This is a genomic window from Planctomonas sp. JC2975 (assembly GCF_012985205.1).
GTDB lineage: Bacteria > Actinomycetota > Actinomycetes > Actinomycetales > Microbacteriaceae > Humibacter.
In genome coordinates this window covers 2,390,822-2,406,497 of record NZ_JABEKS010000001.1, presented here as the reverse complement: position 1 = coordinate 2,406,497, position 15,676 = coordinate 2,390,822, and the positions used below count along the sequence as shown (strand labels likewise).

At 67.3% G+C, this 15,676-nt stretch carries 14 protein-coding genes; 9 read left to right on the top strand and 5 right to left on the bottom strand.

Annotated elements, in window-relative coordinates:
• Nucleotide 1: 1 nt before the first annotated feature.
• The 4 genes from HII28_RS10895 to HII28_RS10880 form a co-directional block, all read right to left on the bottom strand.
• A complete protein-coding gene (locus HII28_RS10895; RefSeq protein ID WP_170025418.1) occupies nucleotides 2–1,684 on the bottom strand; it encodes an extracellular solute-binding protein in 1,683 nt (560 codons plus the stop codon).
• Nucleotides 1,685–1,808: 124 nt separating this feature from the next.
• Nucleotides 1,809–2,633 carry a carbohydrate ABC transporter permease gene (locus HII28_RS10890; protein WP_346769328.1) on the bottom strand — a complete coding sequence of 275 codons (825 nt, stop codon included), beginning with the start codon at nucleotides 2,631–2,633 and terminating at the stop codon, nucleotides 1,809–1,811.
• Between the two features lie 128 nt (nucleotides 2,634–2,761).
• Nucleotides 2,762–3,724 carry an ABC transporter permease subunit gene (locus HII28_RS10885; protein WP_170025417.1) on the bottom strand — a complete coding sequence of 321 codons (963 nt, stop codon included), beginning with the start codon at nucleotides 3,722–3,724 and terminating at the stop codon, nucleotides 2,762–2,764.
• 402 nt (nucleotides 3,725–4,126) lie between these two features.
• Nucleotides 4,127–5,143: a LacI family DNA-binding transcriptional regulator gene (locus tag HII28_RS10880; RefSeq protein WP_170025416.1), complete on the bottom strand. Its 1,017-nt coding sequence runs from the start codon at nucleotides 5,141–5,143 to the stop codon at nucleotides 4,127–4,129.
• A gap of 216 nt (nucleotides 5,144–5,359) precedes the next feature.
• On the opposite strand from HII28_RS10880, the gene HII28_RS10875 reads away from it, so the two are divergent.
• The 9 genes from HII28_RS10875 (at nucleotide 5,360) to HII28_RS10835 (ending at nucleotide 14,102) form a co-directional block, all read left to right on the top strand.
• On the top strand, nucleotides 5,360–6,412 hold the full coding sequence (locus HII28_RS10875) for a PmoA family protein (RefSeq protein ID WP_170025415.1): 1,053 nt from the start codon (nucleotides 5,360–5,362) through the stop codon (nucleotides 6,410–6,412).
• Nucleotides 6,412–7,587, top strand: a complete 1,176-nt coding sequence (locus HII28_RS10870; protein WP_170025414.1) for a Gfo/Idh/MocA family oxidoreductase — start codon at nucleotides 6,412–6,414, stop codon at nucleotides 7,585–7,587. Before HII28_RS10875 ends, HII28_RS10870 begins: the two co-directional genes overlap by 1 nt.
• Nucleotides 7,584–8,543 carry an endo-1,4-beta-xylanase gene (locus tag HII28_RS10865; RefSeq protein ID WP_170025413.1) on the top strand — a complete coding sequence of 320 codons (960 nt, stop codon included), beginning with the start codon at nucleotides 7,584–7,586 and terminating at the stop codon, nucleotides 8,541–8,543. The genes HII28_RS10870 and HII28_RS10865 overlap by 4 nt, the downstream gene beginning before the upstream one ends.
• Entirely contained in the window at nucleotides 8,540–9,340 is an 801-nt protein-coding gene (locus HII28_RS10860; protein ID WP_170025412.1) for a cupin domain-containing protein, read from the top strand. The genes HII28_RS10865 and HII28_RS10860 overlap by 4 nt, the downstream gene beginning before the upstream one ends.
• 86 nt (nucleotides 9,341–9,426) lie before the next feature.
• The gene (locus HII28_RS10855; protein ID WP_170025411.1) at nucleotides 9,427–9,903 is read left to right on the top strand and encodes a hypothetical protein; all 477 of its coding nucleotides are present in this window, start codon (nucleotides 9,427–9,429) and stop codon (nucleotides 9,901–9,903) included.
• Nucleotides 9,904–10,009: 106 nt separating this feature from the next.
• Entirely contained in the window at nucleotides 10,010–10,999 is a 990-nt protein-coding gene (locus HII28_RS10850; protein ID WP_170025410.1) for a helix-turn-helix domain-containing protein, read from the top strand.
• Nucleotides 11,000–11,248: 249 nt separating this feature from the next.
• Complete coding sequence (gap, locus tag HII28_RS10845; protein WP_170025409.1) at nucleotides 11,249–12,250, top strand: type I glyceraldehyde-3-phosphate dehydrogenase; 1,002 nt, start codon at nucleotides 11,249–11,251, stop codon at nucleotides 12,248–12,250.
• A gap of 128 nt (nucleotides 12,251–12,378) precedes the next feature.
• Nucleotides 12,379–13,599, top strand: a complete 1,221-nt coding sequence (locus HII28_RS10840; protein WP_205864624.1) for a glycoside hydrolase family 3 N-terminal domain-containing protein — start codon at nucleotides 12,379–12,381, stop codon at nucleotides 13,597–13,599.
• Nucleotides 13,600–13,712: 113 nt separating this feature from the next.
• A complete protein-coding gene (locus HII28_RS10835; protein WP_170025408.1) occupies nucleotides 13,713–14,102 on the top strand; it encodes a PLD nuclease N-terminal domain-containing protein in 390 nt (129 codons plus the stop codon).
• Between the two features lie 85 nt (nucleotides 14,103–14,187).
• Here the strand turns inward: HII28_RS10835 and argG are convergent, their stop codons facing one another.
• Nucleotides 14,188–15,615: an argininosuccinate synthase gene (argG, locus tag HII28_RS10830; protein WP_170025407.1), complete on the bottom strand. Its 1,428-nt coding sequence runs from the start codon at nucleotides 15,613–15,615 to the stop codon at nucleotides 14,188–14,190.
• Between the last annotated feature and the right edge of the window lie 61 nt (nucleotides 15,616–15,676).

The following is a 15,676-nucleotide window of genomic DNA, read 5'->3' as shown; positions in this document are numbered from 1 at the left end:
ATCAGTCCTTCGTCGACTTCTTCTTCGTGTTCGCGTCGTGGTAGGCCTTGTTCGCGCCGTCGATGTACGACTGCAGGCCCTTGCCCTTCAGCTCGTTCACGTAGTCGTTCCAGTCGGACGTGAGTGACTTCTTGCCGAGCATGAAGTTGAGCGTCCAGGTATTCGTCGAGTCGATGATGGCGGTCTGCTTCAGCGCGGCCTGCTGGGCTTCGACCGTCGTGTACGGGACGGCGGGCGACGGCTTGGCGATCTTGTACTCCGCCAGCGTCTTCTGCCAGGCGAGTTCCTCGGCGGGCATCGTGGACTGCACGATCGCGGTCGTGCCGCCGTACATGAAGTTACCGCCGCTGAAGCCGTCGTCGATACGGATGTCCTTCGGCGCGCTCGGGTCGCCGAAGCCGTAGGCGGCGAGCTTCCAGCCTTCGGCCGGCGCGTACTTGCCGTCCTTGTACGTGTAGGTCTCGTTCTTGATGCCCCACTTGACCATCACCTGGGCGGCATCGGAGTACCACTGCCAGTCGACGAACTGCAGGAACGCCTCGAAGTCCTCGCGCTTGGCGGCCGCGCTCGAGATCATGATGCCGTTCTCGAGGCGACTGCCGGCGAGCATCTTGCCCTTCGGGCCGCCGGGAATCGGCGCCTTGGAGATCTGGTACTTGCCGGCACCCAGGTTCTTGTCCATGGCGGTGCGGTCCAGCTGCACGTACTGGGCGTTCGTGGTGATCATGTACGACTGACCGGTCGTGAACTTCGCCGTTGCGTGGTCGTCGGTCTGGGTGAACGTCTCCGGATCCATCAGCCCGGCCTTGACCAGACCGGCGAAGTACGCGACAAGAGCCTTGTAGTTGTCGTCGATCGGCGTGTAGGAGTAGGTGCCCTTGTTCCAGTCGAAGATGAGGCCGTTGTTCAGGCCCCAGTTGGAGCTCGTCACGGCGTCGTAGCCGGCCATCGTTCCGTAGGTGGCGGCGGCGAAGTTCATGGCGCTGGCGCCACCCCAGCGGTCGCTGTAGGGGTAGACATCCGGATGCGCCTTCTTCAGCTCCTGCAGCACCGACTTGACCTCGGACCACGTGGTCGGCTTCTTCAGGCCGAGCTTGTCGAGCTCGTCGTCGCGGAACTGCAGGGTGTAGTCCGGGCTGAGCGTCTGGTGCAGACCGGGCAGCACATAGTACTTGCCGTCGGACTGCTTGATGGTCGACAAGTCGGCGTCGAGATTCCAGTCCTGCACCTTCTTGGTGAAGTTGGGCATGTACTTCACGTAGTCGCTGACGGGGAGAATCGCGCCACCGCCGACGAACGGCGCCTCCTGGCCCGGGTAGGTCTTCGCGATGATGTCGGGTGCCTTGCCGGAGTTGATCAGCACCGAGCGCTTGTCGGTGAAGTTCGCGAACGGCACGACGGTCGGGTCGAGTGTCACGTTGGTGAGGTGCTTGATCTGCTTGAAGATCTCCCACGACGACTTGTACGGGTACGCCGGGTTGTCCTGGAACAGCATGGTGACATCGAGCGGCTTCGTCGCCTTGAACTGCTTGCCTGCTGCGTAGGTCTTCATCATGCCGGTCACCTTGCCGGTGACGATCGGTGTTGCGTTGGTCGCCGTCGTGCTGCAGCCGGCGAGCAGGCCGACGGCGATGCTCGCCAGGCCCATTCCGAGCGCTTCGCGGCGGGTGACTTTCAGTGTCATTTCTTCAGGCCTCCAGTGATGAGGGTTCTTGGTTGGGGTGGTGCTTGGTGGTTGGGATGGTGCGCGATGGGGCGGTTGGTATCGGGTGACGGGTGGGAGTGCGGATGACGGATGCCTGGCGTTCTCAGCCCTTGACGGAGCCGAGCATCACGCCGGACACGAAGTACCGCTGGATGAACGGATAGATGAAGAGGATCGGCAGCACGGTGAGCACCATGGTCACGGCCTTGATGTTCGCCGTGATCTGCGTGAGGTTCGCGTCCGCCGAGGCGCCGGCATCCTGGGCTCCCGTGGCACCGGCGATGAGGTTCCGCAGGTACACGGTGACCGGGTACAGGTTCGAGTTGTCCATGTACAGGAAGGCCGGGAACCACGAGTTCCAGCTCGCCACCGCGTAGAAGAGCACCATCGTGGCGAGCACGGGCTTGGAGAGCGGGAGCACGATCCGCCACAGCGTTCCGTAGGTGCTGAGACCGTCGATGGCCGCGGCCTCCTCGAGCTCCTTCGGCAGGTTCTCGAAGAACGACTTCATCACCAGCACGTTGAAGACGCTGATCGCGTTCGGCAGCGCGATCGCCCAGATGGTGTTGGTGAGGCCGAGCCCGTTGACGAGCACATACGTCGGGATGAGGCCGCCGCTGTACAACATCGTCACCAGCGCCATGCCGATGAAGAATCCGCGCCCCTTCAGGTCCTTGCGCGAGATGGCGTAGGCGAACATCGTCGACAGCAGCATCGACACGGCGGTGGAGACCACCGTGTACACGACCGTGTTGCGGTAGTTGATCCAGAACAGCGGATCGGATGCCACCAGCTTGTACGTGTCGACGTTGAACCCGAGCGGCCAGACGGTCACCTGCCCGAAGTCGATGTACTTCTCGCTCGAGAGTGACTGGGCGACCACGTTGAGGAACGGATACAGGGTCACGGCCACGGCGAGCAGCAGGATGACGACGTTGAACCAGCCGAAGACCTTCTCGCCGCGACTGCGGGCGAGTGCGCCGTGGCGGCGCTTGCCGACGACTTTCTGGGAGCGCTCCTCGGCCGCCACGAGAGCGGTAGCGGATTCGGTGTTGATCACCACAGGCTTGCTCCCACCAGACGCTTGGAGACGAAGTTGGCCGACAGCACGAGCACGAGACCGATGACGGCCTCGAACATGCCGATCGCGGCTGCATAGCTGAAGCTGCCGGACTGGATGCCGACCCGGTACAGGTACGTCGAGATCACATCGGCCGTGGCATACGTCGCCGGGTTGTAGATGAGCAGGATCTTCTCGAACCCGACGCCCATGAACGTGCCGATGTTGAGGATGAGCAGGGTCACGATCGTGGGGGCGATGCCGGGCAACGTCACGTGCCAGGTCTGCTGCCAGCGGTTCGCGCCGTCGAGTCGAGCCGCCTCGTAGAGGTTCTCGTCGATCTGCGTGAGCGCTGCGAGATAGAGGATCGTGCCCCAGCCCATGGTCTGCCAGATCTCGCTGCCCACGTAGATGGCGGGGAACCAGGCGGGATCCTGGATGAACGAGACGGCCTGCAGGCCCATCGCCTTGAGCACGAAGTTGATGGAGCCGGTCAGCGAGGTGATCTGCAGGATCATGCCCGCCACGATCACCACGGAGAGGAAGTGCGGCAGGTACGTCGTGGTCTGCACGAAGCGCTTGAAGCCGCGGTTGCGCACCTCGTTGAGCAGCAGCGCGAGGATGATCGGCACCGGGAAGCCGAAGACCAGCGCGAGACCGCCGAGGATGGCCGTGTTCGAGAAGACCTGCCAGAACGACGGGTCGGCGAGGAACAACTGGAAGTTCTGGAATCCGATCCAGCTGTCGCCGAAGATGTTGCCGCCGGGAACGTACTGGCGGAAGGCGATGATGTTGCCCGCCATCGGGATGTACCGGAACAGCACGAAGTAGGCCACCGGCAGTACCAGCAGCGAGTACAGCTGCCAGTTGCGCCACCAGGGGCGCCGTCGGCGCGCGGGCCGTGCCCGGTCGTCACGGCTGGGCGCCGTGCGCTCCGGCCTGACCAGGGTCGAGGTCATCGGCGAGGTCCTTTCTCGGAACTCGCGCGGGGGGTTGACGCTCGGTCGACCACCGCGCTGTGGTTTCGGGTCCGATCGATTACGAAACTCGTTTCGATCAACTATCGAAAAGTGAACGTAATCGACTCTCGCGATCGTGTCAACCGGGAAGCGCTTACCGGCCCGTTCGCACGGGTGTGGAGCTCAGTGGGCGCGCGTCATCCCCTGAACTGGGGCGCGGCGAAGGAGTCCCGCGTGGTGCCCGCGAGCGCGGTCGGCGGAACGTCGTCGTGATCGGGCCAGGTAGCCGGGATCACGCGGGGAGTGCCGGCGCGACCGCCGAATCCGGGCGCCGCGCCGCGGCCTCCATACCTCGTCGGAACGCGCAGGTACGCGAGGATGCAGCCAGGACGTGTGCCGGCGCTAGTCCTTCTCGAGCTGGATGGCGCTTCGGCGCTCGACGAGGTACGTCGTGAGCTCGATGCGCTTGGCGCCGCGGCGCTTCGGGTCCGCCCCCAGCTCGCTGACCAGGCGCACGGCCTCCGCCGCCATTTCGTTGAGCGGCTGGTGGATGGTGGTGAGGGTCGGCGAGAGGTGCTTGCTCAGCACCGTGTCGTCGAATCCGATCACGCTGAGCTCGCTGGGTATGCGGATGTCCCGCTCCCGCGCCGCCTCGTACAGGCCGGCTGCCTGCTGGTCCGAGCTGGCGAAGATGGCGGTGGGCCGCACTTCGCCGTCCAGCAGGATGCCGCCCGCCGCGTATCCGCCGGTCTGTCTGAACTCGCCCTCCGTGACCAGTTCCGGGCGATACGGGATGCCGGCCCTGCGCAGCGCAGCGGCGTAGCCCTCCTGGCGTTCGACCGCGTTCGTCAGGCCGCTCGGGCCGGCGATGAGCCCGATGTCGCGGTGGCCCAGCTCGATCAGGCGGTTGGTGGCGTCGAATCCGCCCGACCAGTTCGTTGCGCCAACCGTTGGGAAGTCTCCGGCGTCGCGTCCGGCGGTATCCACCAGCACGATGGGGATGCGCAGCGCCTGCAGCGCCTTCACGAGCTCGGGACCGGCGCTCGGCAGAGCGATGACCGCCCCGGCCGATCGCCTGGTGCGCAGGGCGTCGATCCAGCGGTCGAGCGAGAACGACTCGTGCACCGAACTCGTGATGACCAGCGCTGACTCGCGGGATGCGGACGCCGCCTCTGCGCCGCGGATGATCTCGAGCGCCCACGGCGAGTCCGCGCCCTCGATGAGGAGCTCGAGCACACCGCTGGTGTCGCGCAGCGCCCCGCGCCTGCTCAGGTATCCGGTGGTCTCGATCGCCTCGTAGACCTTGGCGCGGGTTGCCGCCGCGACGTCGGACTTGCCGTTGAGCACTTTCGAAACCGTCGGCACCGAAACGCCCGCCTCTGCGGCGACGTCGGCCAACGTGCCCCTCGACTCTGTCACTGACGACGCTCCTTCTGACGCCATGCGCCACCCCTGCGCACAGCGTAACTGTCGGGAGTGGCGCGAATTCCTTCGAGCCGGTGTGCGACAGCGCCGTTCTTGACGGAGTCCGCGACCGCACCTAGGCTGCGTTTCCGATAATCTATCGAAAAAGTTGCGGCTTCACCGTCGCTTCCTGCACCGATCAACGACGATTCCGCAAAGGACCACCGCACCATGAGCGCATCAGCCCCTCCGAGTCTCCGCCTCGAACACGATGTGGATCGCGCCGTTCGCGCGACCTCAGCCGCGGGAACCGAATTGCTCGAGTATGTCTACACTCCGGCCGAGGCGCAGTTCGAATCGCCCCGTCCGTACGTGCATCCGGTGCGGACACCGAGCGGTCGCCTCGTCACGGTCTTCCGGCCGTGGGACCACGTGTGGCACAAGGGCGTCACGATGGCGCTGCCGAATGTCGGCCGCGACAACTTCTGGGGAGGCGCCACCTATTCACGTGCCGTCGGCGGCTACTCGGATCTGAAGAACAACGGTTCGCAGGACCACGACCGGGTCACCGCCATCGCCGTCGGGTCGGGCGACGATGCGGGACTCGCCGCTTTCGCGCACGAGCTGACCTGGCGTCGCGAGCCGTCGGTGGTGGGCGGCATCGGGGAGACGGTGTTCAGCGAGCAGCGGACCCTCACGGTGTCGCTTCTGCCGGAGCTCGACGCATGGGTCCTGGGTTGGAGCACACGGCTCACGAACGTGTCGGGGGCGCCCATCGAGATGGGATCGCCGACCACCGAGGGCCGCGACAACGCCGGATACGGCGGGCTGTTCTGGCGTGGACCGCGTTCGTTCACCGGCGGTGAGCTGATCGGCTCCGATGGAACGACGGGCGAAGAGGTGCGCGGCACCTGCGGCCCCTGGACCGGATTCAGCGGACGCCACGACGCCGTCGACGATTCCTCCACCGTGGTGTTCGTCGACCAGACCCCTCGGCAGGACTTCGACACGAAGTGGTTCGTGCGCTCCGAGCCGTTCGCATGCATCAACCCGGCCCCGTTCTTCGACCGCGTGCGGGTCGTCGACGCCGCGGAGACGATCGAGCTGCGTCACGCCGTCGTGATCGCCGATGGCGCGTCCGATGCCGACCGCATGGCCGCGCTGGCGGATGCCGCCGCCGCGGCGACCGAGATCGCGGCCGGCTTCGCGCAGCGTGCGGCGTCGCGCGATGCCGTCGCCGATGTCATCGAGCTGATCCCTGTGGCACTGGAGGAGGTGCGCTGATGTCCGAATCGACCACACCACGCTTCACCGCGGAGAATCCGTTCCGCATCGGCATCGTCGGCACGGGTGGCATCGCCCGCGTGCACGCCGACAATGTGCGCCGTCTCGAAGGTCGCGCCCGCATCGTCGGGGCGTGCGACATCGACGCCGAGCGCGTGCAGGACTTCCAGTCCGCGTGGGATGTGCCCGTCGGCACGACCGACCTGGAAGAGCTGCTCGACTCCGTCGAGCTCGACATCGTGCACCTCTGCTCCCCTCCCGGTCTGCACAAGGAGCAGGCGATCGCGGTGCTGCGGCGTGGCATCCACGTGCTCAGCGAGAAGCCGCCTGCGCTCTCGCTCGCTGAGCTCGACGAGATCGCAGAGGCGGAGCAGGCGGGAGGCGCCCAGTTCGCCACGGTGTCGCAGCACAGGTTCGGGTCCAGGGCGCTCTGGCTGCGCGACCGCGTGGCCGATGGCGCGCTCGGACGTCCGATGACCGCCGTGTGCAACACGCTCTGGTACCGCCCTGACTCCTACTTCGATGTGCCGTGGCGGGGCAAGTGGGACATCGAGGGCGGCGGTCCGACCATGGGCCACGGCATCCACCAGATGGACACCATGCTCTCGGTGCTGGGGTCCTGGTCGCAAGTCGTCGCCGTCGCCGCGCGCCAGGCTCGGCCGGTCATCACCGAAGACCTCACCCACGCGATCGTCACGCTCGACAATGGTGCAGTGGTCAGCGTGGTGAACAGCCTGCTCTCTCCGAAGGAGACCAGCTATCTGCGGTTCGACTTCGAGTACGCGACGGTCGAGCTGGAGCACCTCTACGGCTACTCGGACGCCTCGTGGACCGTCACCGCGGCCCCAGGGTACGAGGACGCCGTCGCCGACGCCTGGGCCAAGGGTCCTTCCGGATCCGGAAGCGGGCACTTCGCCCAGTTCGAAGCCATTCTGGATGCCGTCGAACAGAACGCTCCGTTGCCCGTGACGCTGCACCAGGCGCGCGGAACGCTCGAGCTGATCGCGGGCATCTATGCGTCCGCGTTCACGGGAAGCCGCATCGATGCCGGATCGATCGACGCATCCTCGCCGTTCTACCGAAGCATGGAAGGGTCGGGTGCGCCGTGGGGCGGCGCACCCTCCCTGAGCGATGCCCAGGTCGAGCCGGCTGGAGCCGCCGAGGTGGTGGCATGACCGACACGCTCCGCATCGGCTGCGCCGTCGACGCGTTCGCCCTCGACGATCCCGCCTACCGCGATGCGATCGCGCGGCTCTTCACTGTGGTGACAGCCGAGAACGCGATGAAGTTCCTGCTGCTGCGCCCTGACCGCGACACGTACGACTTCGCGAATGCGGATCGCATCATGGAGTTCGCCGAGGCTGAAGGCAAGGCGGTTCGAGGTCACACGCTTGCCTGGCACAGCCAGCTCTCCGAGTGGGTCGCCGACGCACCCGCCGAGGAGCGGGCAGGCATCCTGCGCGACCACATCGACACCGTTGTCGGGCGTTACCGAGGCCGCATCGAGCAGTGGGACGTGGTCAACGAGGCGCTGGACGACGACGCGCAGCCGCGCGAGTCTCCGTGGTTCGAGGCGATGGGCATCGACTACATCGCCGATGCATTCCGCTGGGCGCATGAGGCGGATCCCTCGGCACGACTGTTCCTCAACGACTACAACGTCGAAGACCTCTGCCCGAAGAGCGATGCGTACTACGAGCTGGCGAAGCAGCTGCTCGCCAACGGTGTTCCCCTGCACGGGTTCGGAATCCAGGGGCACCGCATCGTCGGCGATCCGCCGACCTCGATGCGCGAGAACCTGCAGCGTTTCGCCGACCTCGGGCTGGAGGTGGCGCTCACCGAGGTGGACGTGCGGATGCCCGTGACCGAGGTCGAGCATGCGTCCGACGTGCAGCTGGCGGCCCAGGCGGCCGACTATCGGACGATGATCGAGGCAGCTCGGGCGGTCCCCGCGTGCACTTCGTTCGTGCTCTGGGGTCTCAGCGACGCGCACTCGTGGATTCCTGAGACCTTCGCCGGCTTCGGCGCCGCGCACGTGTTCGACGAAGCGCTGCGACCGAAGCCCGCGTTCGAGGCGGTCTTCTCGGATACGGTCGGTCCGTCGTACGCGAAGGAGCCGGTGCTGCGATGACGGATGCGTCGGGCGCGGTATCCGGGAATCCTGCGGAGCCACCGGCACGGGGGGCCGCCGAGGCGGCGGCCGCCCTGTCCAGAGGCCTGCCGGGCGGGATCGGGATCTCGCGCCTGCGCGTCTACGACTGGAAGGCATCCGACGGGCTGCGCGGCGGATCTCCGCACCTGCACACGGCCTCCACAGAGGGATACGTCGTGCTCGCCGGCAGCGGCCTCGTCGAGACGCTCAGCTCCCAAGGACTGCAGCGCACCCCGCTCGAGCCGGGCGCGGTCGTCTGGTTCACGCCGGGGACGGTTCACCGGCTGGTCAACGCGGACGGAGCACTGGACATCCTCACGTTGATGTCCAACGCCGGCCTTCCCGAGGCAGGGGATGCGGTGCTCACGTTCCCGCTCGAGGTGCTGCGCGACCCTGCGCGGTACCGCGAGCACGCGACGCTGCCCGCGCTCGGCGACCAGGAGACGATGGCAGCGGCAGCGCGGGCGCGCCGCGACCTCGCGCTCGAGGGATTCGCGCAGTTGCGCGACCGTGCAGAGCACGACCTCGACGCCGTGCTCCGCGACCTCTACTCCGCGGCGGCCGCGCTCGTCGCCCCCAAGGTCGCTTCGTGGGGAGAGATCGTCGCGGCGGGACCCGGATCCGGCCTGGATGCCACGGCACGCCAACTCGCGTCGCTGGCCGCAGCCGACCCAGGGCAGCTGGGGCTCAGCGGCATCCGCTCGGTGCATCCCGACGGCGCAGAGCGCTGGGGGATGTGCGGACGCCTCACCGTGTGGGGCGTCGGGGCGCACTGACACGGCTGCCGCCGGCGATCGAGGAGACTGTTCCCCGCGACGACAGTCTCTGCCAGGGTGGGAGCACCTCACCCTTGGAGCAGACCATGCCGATCACTGCGCGGACCCCGAAGGCACCTGCCGTCGGGTCGGAGCTTCCGAGCAGGTCGGTCCTCATCGGAGCACGGCGCTTGCTCATCGTCTGCCTGTTCAGCGCGCTCGGGTACTCGGCCCTCACGACCGCGTCGCGCGGCGGCGTCACCGATTCCGAAGGATCCGCCTCGCCAGCCACCGTGGTGAACCTCTCGCTGCATCCGAATCCGTTCTTCTACGCGGTGATCGCGGCAGCCTTCTTCTTCGCGGTGCACCGAGTGCTGACCAGGGCCGCGGACGAGGAGGCGGCTTCGCGGATGTTCCGGCGCGCATCCCTCGTCGTCGTGCTGATGGCCATCGGTGCGATCGTGATCGCCGACACCTGGTTCTTCGCTCTGCCGCTGGAGGGCTGGCCGAACCCCGGCACGTGGATCTCCCCCTTCCCGTTCGGGACTGTGGGAGTCAGCACGGCGTCGCCGACGGCGTCCTGACGACAAGCCGCTCGACGAGCACTTCACCCGAGGCCCGTGTCCGCGCGCCCGCTTGCCTCATGGCGGAAAAGATCATGTGCGTAGGATTGCTGCCAAGGGGGTCATCATGCTCGATCCGCATCGCGTCGCCATCCTCGTTCTTCCGGGAGCAGTGCCGATGGACGTCGCCATCCCGATCCAGGTGTTCAAGCCGCGGGACGGCGTGCCGTACGAGCGCGTCGTGTGCGGGCGGCACGCGGGAGATGTGGAGACGGATGCCGGCATCCGCATCGGCGTCGATCACGGCCTCGAGGCGCTCACCACGGCGGGTACCGTCGTCGTGCCCGGATTCAACGACCAGCTGAGGGACTGGGATCAGAGCATCCTGACAGCGCTTCGGGATGCCCACGCCCGGGGCTCCCGCATCGTCTCCATCTGCACCGGGGCCTTCGCGCTCGCCGCCGCCGGCCTGCTCGACGGACGCACCGCCACTACGCACTGGCACCGGGCCGCCATGTTCGAGCAGGCGTATCCGCTGGTGCGGCTCAACCGCAACGTTCTCTTCGTGGATGACGGCGACATCCTGACCTCGGCGGGTGTGGCATCCGGAATCGACCTGTGCCTGCACATCGTGCGCCGCGACTTCGGGGTGCACGCGTCGAACCGGGTCGCCAGGGCGATCGTCGCCGCGCCGTATCGCAGCGGTGGGCAGGCGCAGTTCGTGCCGCGCACGTTGCCCGAGCCGCGCGGTGAGGTCTTCGCCCGCACGAGGGAGTGGGCGCTCCAGCGCCTGACCGAGCCGATCACGGTGACGGATCTCGCACGCCACGCGAACGTCTCATCGCGAACGTTCTCCAGACGGTTCATCGACGACACCGGGTACACCCCGCTGCAGTGGCTGCTCCGCGCCCGAGTGGATCTGGCCAGGGAACTGCTGGAGGCGACGGATCTCGGCGTCGACCAGATCGCCGCGCAGACCGGGCTCGGCACCGCCACGAACCTTCGCGACCACTTCAAGCGGATCCTCGGGACCTCGCCGAGCGCGTATCGCAAGACCTTCGCGGATCGCGCCCCATTCCCGGCCCAGGAGCCGGAGGAACTCTCCCTCGCGGTGTGAGGGCACTCGCCCTTCGATTCGCGTCTTACCGCCGGGCCGCCCGGTTACTGCACGCTGCGCAGGGGCGAGGGGGCGCTAAGAGGGCGAGCCGGCCCGCCGGGAGCTCATGGCCGAAAAGCTTCGGTCTGCGTCTTTCCTGCCGATCGTGGGTCTGCGTCCGTCCGCAGAGGCTTGATGGCGTCCCGTTCGGATCCATCCGCTGACACGAAGCCGAGCCAGGAACGCGGGCACCACGAGAGGAACGTCATCATGTCCACAGCACGCGTCGCCATCAACGGATTCGGTCGCATCGGCCGCAACGTGTTCCGGGCGGCCTTTGAGCGGCATCCGGAGTTCGAGATCGTCGCCGTCAACGACCTCACCGACCCGGCGTCGCTCGCGCAGCTGCTCAGGTTCGACAGCACGCTCGGACGCTTCCCCGGCACGGTCGAGGTCGGCGAGAACAGCATCATCGTGGATGGCAGGCCGATCGCGGTCACTGCTGAGCGCGATCCGGCCAAGCTGCCCTGGCGCGAGCTCGGAGTCTCGGTCGTGCTCGAGGCGACTGGCAGGCTCACCTCAGGCGGGGCATCCGCTGCTCACCTGGATGCCGGTGCCCGCCGAGTGCTGATCAGCGCCCCTTCGCCCGACGCCGACGTGACGCTCGCGTACGGGGTCAACGAGCAGGCGTACGACCCCGCCGCGCACCGCATCGTCTCGAACGCGTCGTGCACGACGAACGCGCTCGCACCGCTCGCCGCGGTACTGGACGACTTCGCCGGGATCGAGGGTGGCTTCATGACCACGATCCACGCCTACACGCAGGAGCAGAATCTGCAGGATGGCCCGCACCGAGACCCGCGTCGCGCACGCGCGGCGGCGCTGAACATCGCGCCGACGACGACCGGTGCGGCCAAGGCGATCGGCAAGGTTCTGCCCCGACTGGACGGTCGCCTCGACGGATACTCGGTGCGCGTCCCCGTCCCCGTGGGATCCCTGGTCGAGCTCAATGTGACTGTCGAACGCGAGGTGACGGTCGAATCGGTGAACGAGGCGTACCGGGCGGCGGCGGACGGGCCTCTCGCAGGCATCTTGGAGCACTCGACCGACCCGCTCGTCTCCACCGACATCACCGGCAACCCGGCGTCGTCCATCTTCGACGCCGGTCTGACGATGGTCCGCGGCCGTCATGTGAAGGTGGCGTCCTGGTACGACAACGAGTGGGGCTTCTCCAACCGCGTGATCGACACCCTGGGACTCCTCGCCGCCTGAGCGCAAAAACCATCTCCATGGATGTATCCGGCCATGAAGATGATTACCAGAAGCCCTTGACACCCATCCGGGGGCAGGGCCAAGGTCGAGAACGTGCCCGCAGCGTTGCGGCGCAGTAAGGAGTGAGCATGATTTCCGCATCATCCGAATCCGACCGATCGGCCGCAGCCGCGTCCGGACTCCACGGCGGATCGTTCGTCCGCTCGGCTCGCGGTCGCGAAATGTCCAGACGTACCGTGCTTGCAGCGGGCGTGGGTGCAGTGGCCGGCGTCGCGCTCGCTGGGGCAGGCATCGCAGCGGGCGCTGCACCGTCCATGGCGGCACCGCCATGGTGGGCGAAACTGACACCACGCCAGCAGGCCGGCCAGCGCGTGATCTTCTCGTACCCTGGCCCCACCCCGCCGCAGTCGCTCCTCGACGGCATCACGGCCGGAGAAGTGGGCGGCGTGATCTTCTTCGGGGAGAACATCCTCAACCTCGCCCAGATCGCTGGCGTCGTCGCTCAGCTTCGCGCAGCGCAGGCGGCCTCGCCGATCAAGGAGCCGCTCCTCCTCATGACCGACCAGGAGGGCGGCATCGTCCGTCGGCTCAAGGGCATGGAGCCGATCCTCTCCGAGAAGCAGATCGGTCTGCAGCCCGACCCGGATGCCGCGGCCACAGCGGCCGGGGCAGGCGCAGCTGCGTCCCTCCGCAGCGCGGGCATGAACCTGAACCTCGCTCCTGTGCTCGACGTGTTCCGCGTGCCCGGGAACTTCGACGACCAGTTCGGGCGGTCGTACAGCTCGGATCCGGTCATCGCCGGACGCCTCGGCGCCGAGATGGTGACGGCCCAGCAGGGCGCCGGAGTGGCGGCGACGGCCAAGCATTTCCCCGGCCTCGGTGCGGCCACGCAGGCCCAGAACACCGACCTGGGACCGGTCACGCTGACCCAGTCCCTTGACGAACTGCGCAGCGTCGACGAGTCCGCGTTCGTGCCGGCGATCGCTGCGGGAGTGCAACTCGTGATGACGTCGTGGGCGACGTATCCTGCGCTGGATGCCGTCTACCCCGCCGGCCTGTCGACCACGATCGTGCAGAACGAGTTGCGCGGTCGGCTCGGCTTCACGGGGGTCACCATCACGGATGCGCTCGAAGCCGGTGCGATCGATGCGTTCGGAGACACGGGCCAGCGGTCCCTGCTGGCCGCGCAGGCCGGGATGGATGTGCTGTTGTGCTCTTCACGCGACATGCAGCAGGGCACGGATGCGCTCGACGCGATGACGGCCGCCCTCCAGGACAAGACGCTCAACCCAGGGCACTACAAGCAGGCACTCGCCAGGGTGCAGTCCCTCCGAGCTGGACTGTTCTGAGTCTCGTGATCGGTGCGCTCCAGCACCGCGCCGGATGCGCACAGCACCCGGCGCGGTGCCGCGTCGGCACGCCGGCGCTCGACGTGCGGCGTCCGCATCCCTAGGGTGATCCCATGCCCTGGCTGTCCATCGCCTTTCTGATCCTGTTGCTGGTCGCGCTCATCGACGTGATCCGGCTGGATGACAGCCGCATCAAGTTCCTGCCCAAGGTGGCGTGGGTGCTCCTCATCATCTTCTTGCCGCTCATCGGCTCCGTGCTCTGGTTCGCGCTGGGGCGTTCCTACGAGTCGACATCGCGCCCCATCCGGATGCCCCGCCGCACCGCGAGCTTCGCACCCGGACGCATGCCGATGGGCACAGCGCACGTGACGGTGCACCCCGTGCCGTCCCGTGACGGCCGGTCGACGGAGGAGCAGCTCGCGGATCTGGAGCGCGAGATCGAGGAAGACCACCGCCGTAGGGCTGCGCTGGAACAGCGCAAGCCGGGCGACTCCGCGAGCTGACCGCTCGTCCGCGCAGCAAGTCGCTGGGGTCACCCCTCGGCGCGGAGCAGCGGTTGGGCGGGCGCGACCCGCGGATGCGGACGGGTCAGTCGGCGCCGAGGTCGAACGCGGCGCCCTCGTTCGCGGCATCCAGTTCGACCTGCTCGGTGGTCTCCGGCAGGCCGGCCGCGATCTCCGCGGCGTCGCCGGTGTCCAGCCTGCCGACCAGCTGCGCGGTCGCTCCGCCGATCACGCCGGCCGCCGAGTACTGCTCGAGGCGCGCGCGCGAGTCTGCGATGTCCAGGTTGCGCATGGTCAGCTGGCCGATGCGGTCCTCCGGCTCGAATGCGGCATCGCCGACGCGCTCCATGGAGAGCTTGTCGGGGTGGTAGCTGAGCGCAGGGCCCTGCGTGTTGAGGATCGAGTAGTCGTCGCCGCGGCGCAGGCGCAGCGTGACCTCGCCGGTGATGGCGGATCCGACCCAGCGCTGGATGCTCTCCCGCAGCATGAGCGACTGCGGGTCGAACCAGCGTCCTTCGTACATCAGACGCCCGAGCCGACGGCCCTCGTTGTGGTAATTCGCGACGGTGTCTTCGTTGTGGATCGCGTTCAGCAGGCGCTCGTACGTGATGTGCAGCAGCGCCATGGCCGGTGCCTCGTAGATGCCGCGGCTCTTCGCCTCGATGATCCGGTTCTCGATCTGGTCGCTCATGCCGAGGCCGTGGCGGCCGCCGATGGCATTCGCCTCCAGCACGAGTGCCACCGGGTCGTCGTACTCGACTCCGTTGATGGCGACGGGACGTCCCTGCTCGAAGCGAACGGTGACATCCTCGGATGCGATCTGCACGTCATCCCGCCAGAACGGCACGCCCATGATGGGCTCGACGATGGTCATCGGGGTGTCGAGCTGCTCGAGCAGCTTCGCCTCGTGGGTGGCGCCCCAGATGTTCGCGTCGGTCGAGTACGCCTTCTCCACGGATGCACGGTACGGCAGGTCGCGCGCCTGCAGCCACTCGCTCATCTCCTTGCGTCCGCCGAGCTCGGAGACGAAGTCGCGGTCCAGCCACGGCTTGTAGATGCGAAGACGCGGGTTGGCCATCAGGCCGTAGCGGTAGAACCGCTCGATGTCGTTGCCCTTGTAGGTGGATCCGTCGCCCCAGATCTCCACGCCGTCCTCGAGCATGGCGCGCACGAGCAGCGTGCCCGTCACTGCACGTCCGAGGGGCGTCGTGTTGAAGTACGTCTTGCCACCGGAGCGGATGTGGAAGGCACCGCACTGCAGCGCCACCAGCCCCTCCTCGACGAGCGGAAGCTTGCAGTCGACGAGCCTGGAGAGCTCGGCTCCGTACTGCGCAGCACGGCCAGGGATGACATCCACATCGGGCTCGTCCGGCTGACCCAGGTCGGCCGTGTAGGTGCAGGGCACGGCACCCTTCTCGCGCATCCATGCCACCGCAACGGAGGTATCGAGTCCCCCGGAGAAGGCGATGCCGACACGTTCGCCGACGGGAAGAGATGCGAGCACTTTGGACATGCGTTAAAGACTATGGGCGATTGAGGGTTGGGAAGAACGCGCGGTGGAGCTTGGAGTGAAG

Coding starts and splice junctions, on each gene's coding strand:
- HII28_RS10885 (WP_170025417.1), bottom strand. CDS start 3,724: ATGACCTCGACCCTGGTCAGGCCGGAGCGCACGGCGCCCAGCCGTGAC.
- HII28_RS10895 (WP_170025418.1), bottom strand. CDS start 1,684: ATGACACTGAAAGTCACCCGCCGCGAAGCGCTCGGAATGGGCCTGGCG.
- HII28_RS10850 (WP_170025410.1), top strand. CDS start 10,010: ATGCTCGATCCGCATCGCGTCGCCATCCTCGTTCTTCCGGGAGCAGTG.
- HII28_RS10855 (WP_170025411.1), top strand. CDS start 9,427: ATGCCGATCACTGCGCGGACCCCGAAGGCACCTGCCGTCGGGTCGGAG.
- HII28_RS10835 (WP_170025408.1), top strand. CDS start 13,713: ATGCCCTGGCTGTCCATCGCCTTTCTGATCCTGTTGCTGGTCGCGCTC.
- HII28_RS10865 (WP_170025413.1), top strand. CDS start 7,584: ATGACCGACACGCTCCGCATCGGCTGCGCCGTCGACGCGTTCGCCCTC.
- HII28_RS10870 (WP_170025414.1), top strand. CDS start 6,412: ATGTCCGAATCGACCACACCACGCTTCACCGCGGAGAATCCGTTCCGC.
- HII28_RS10840 (WP_205864624.1), top strand. CDS start 12,379: ATGATTTCCGCATCATCCGAATCCGACCGATCGGCCGCAGCCGCGTCC.
- HII28_RS10860 (WP_170025412.1), top strand. CDS start 8,540: ATGACGGATGCGTCGGGCGCGGTATCCGGGAATCCTGCGGAGCCACCG.
- argG (WP_170025407.1), bottom strand. CDS start 15,615: ATGTCCAAAGTGCTCGCATCTCTTCCCGTCGGCGAACGTGTCGGCATC.
- gap (WP_170025409.1), top strand. CDS start 11,249: ATGTCCACAGCACGCGTCGCCATCAACGGATTCGGTCGCATCGGCCGC.
- HII28_RS10875 (WP_170025415.1), top strand. CDS start 5,360: ATGAGCGCATCAGCCCCTCCGAGTCTCCGCCTCGAACACGATGTGGAT.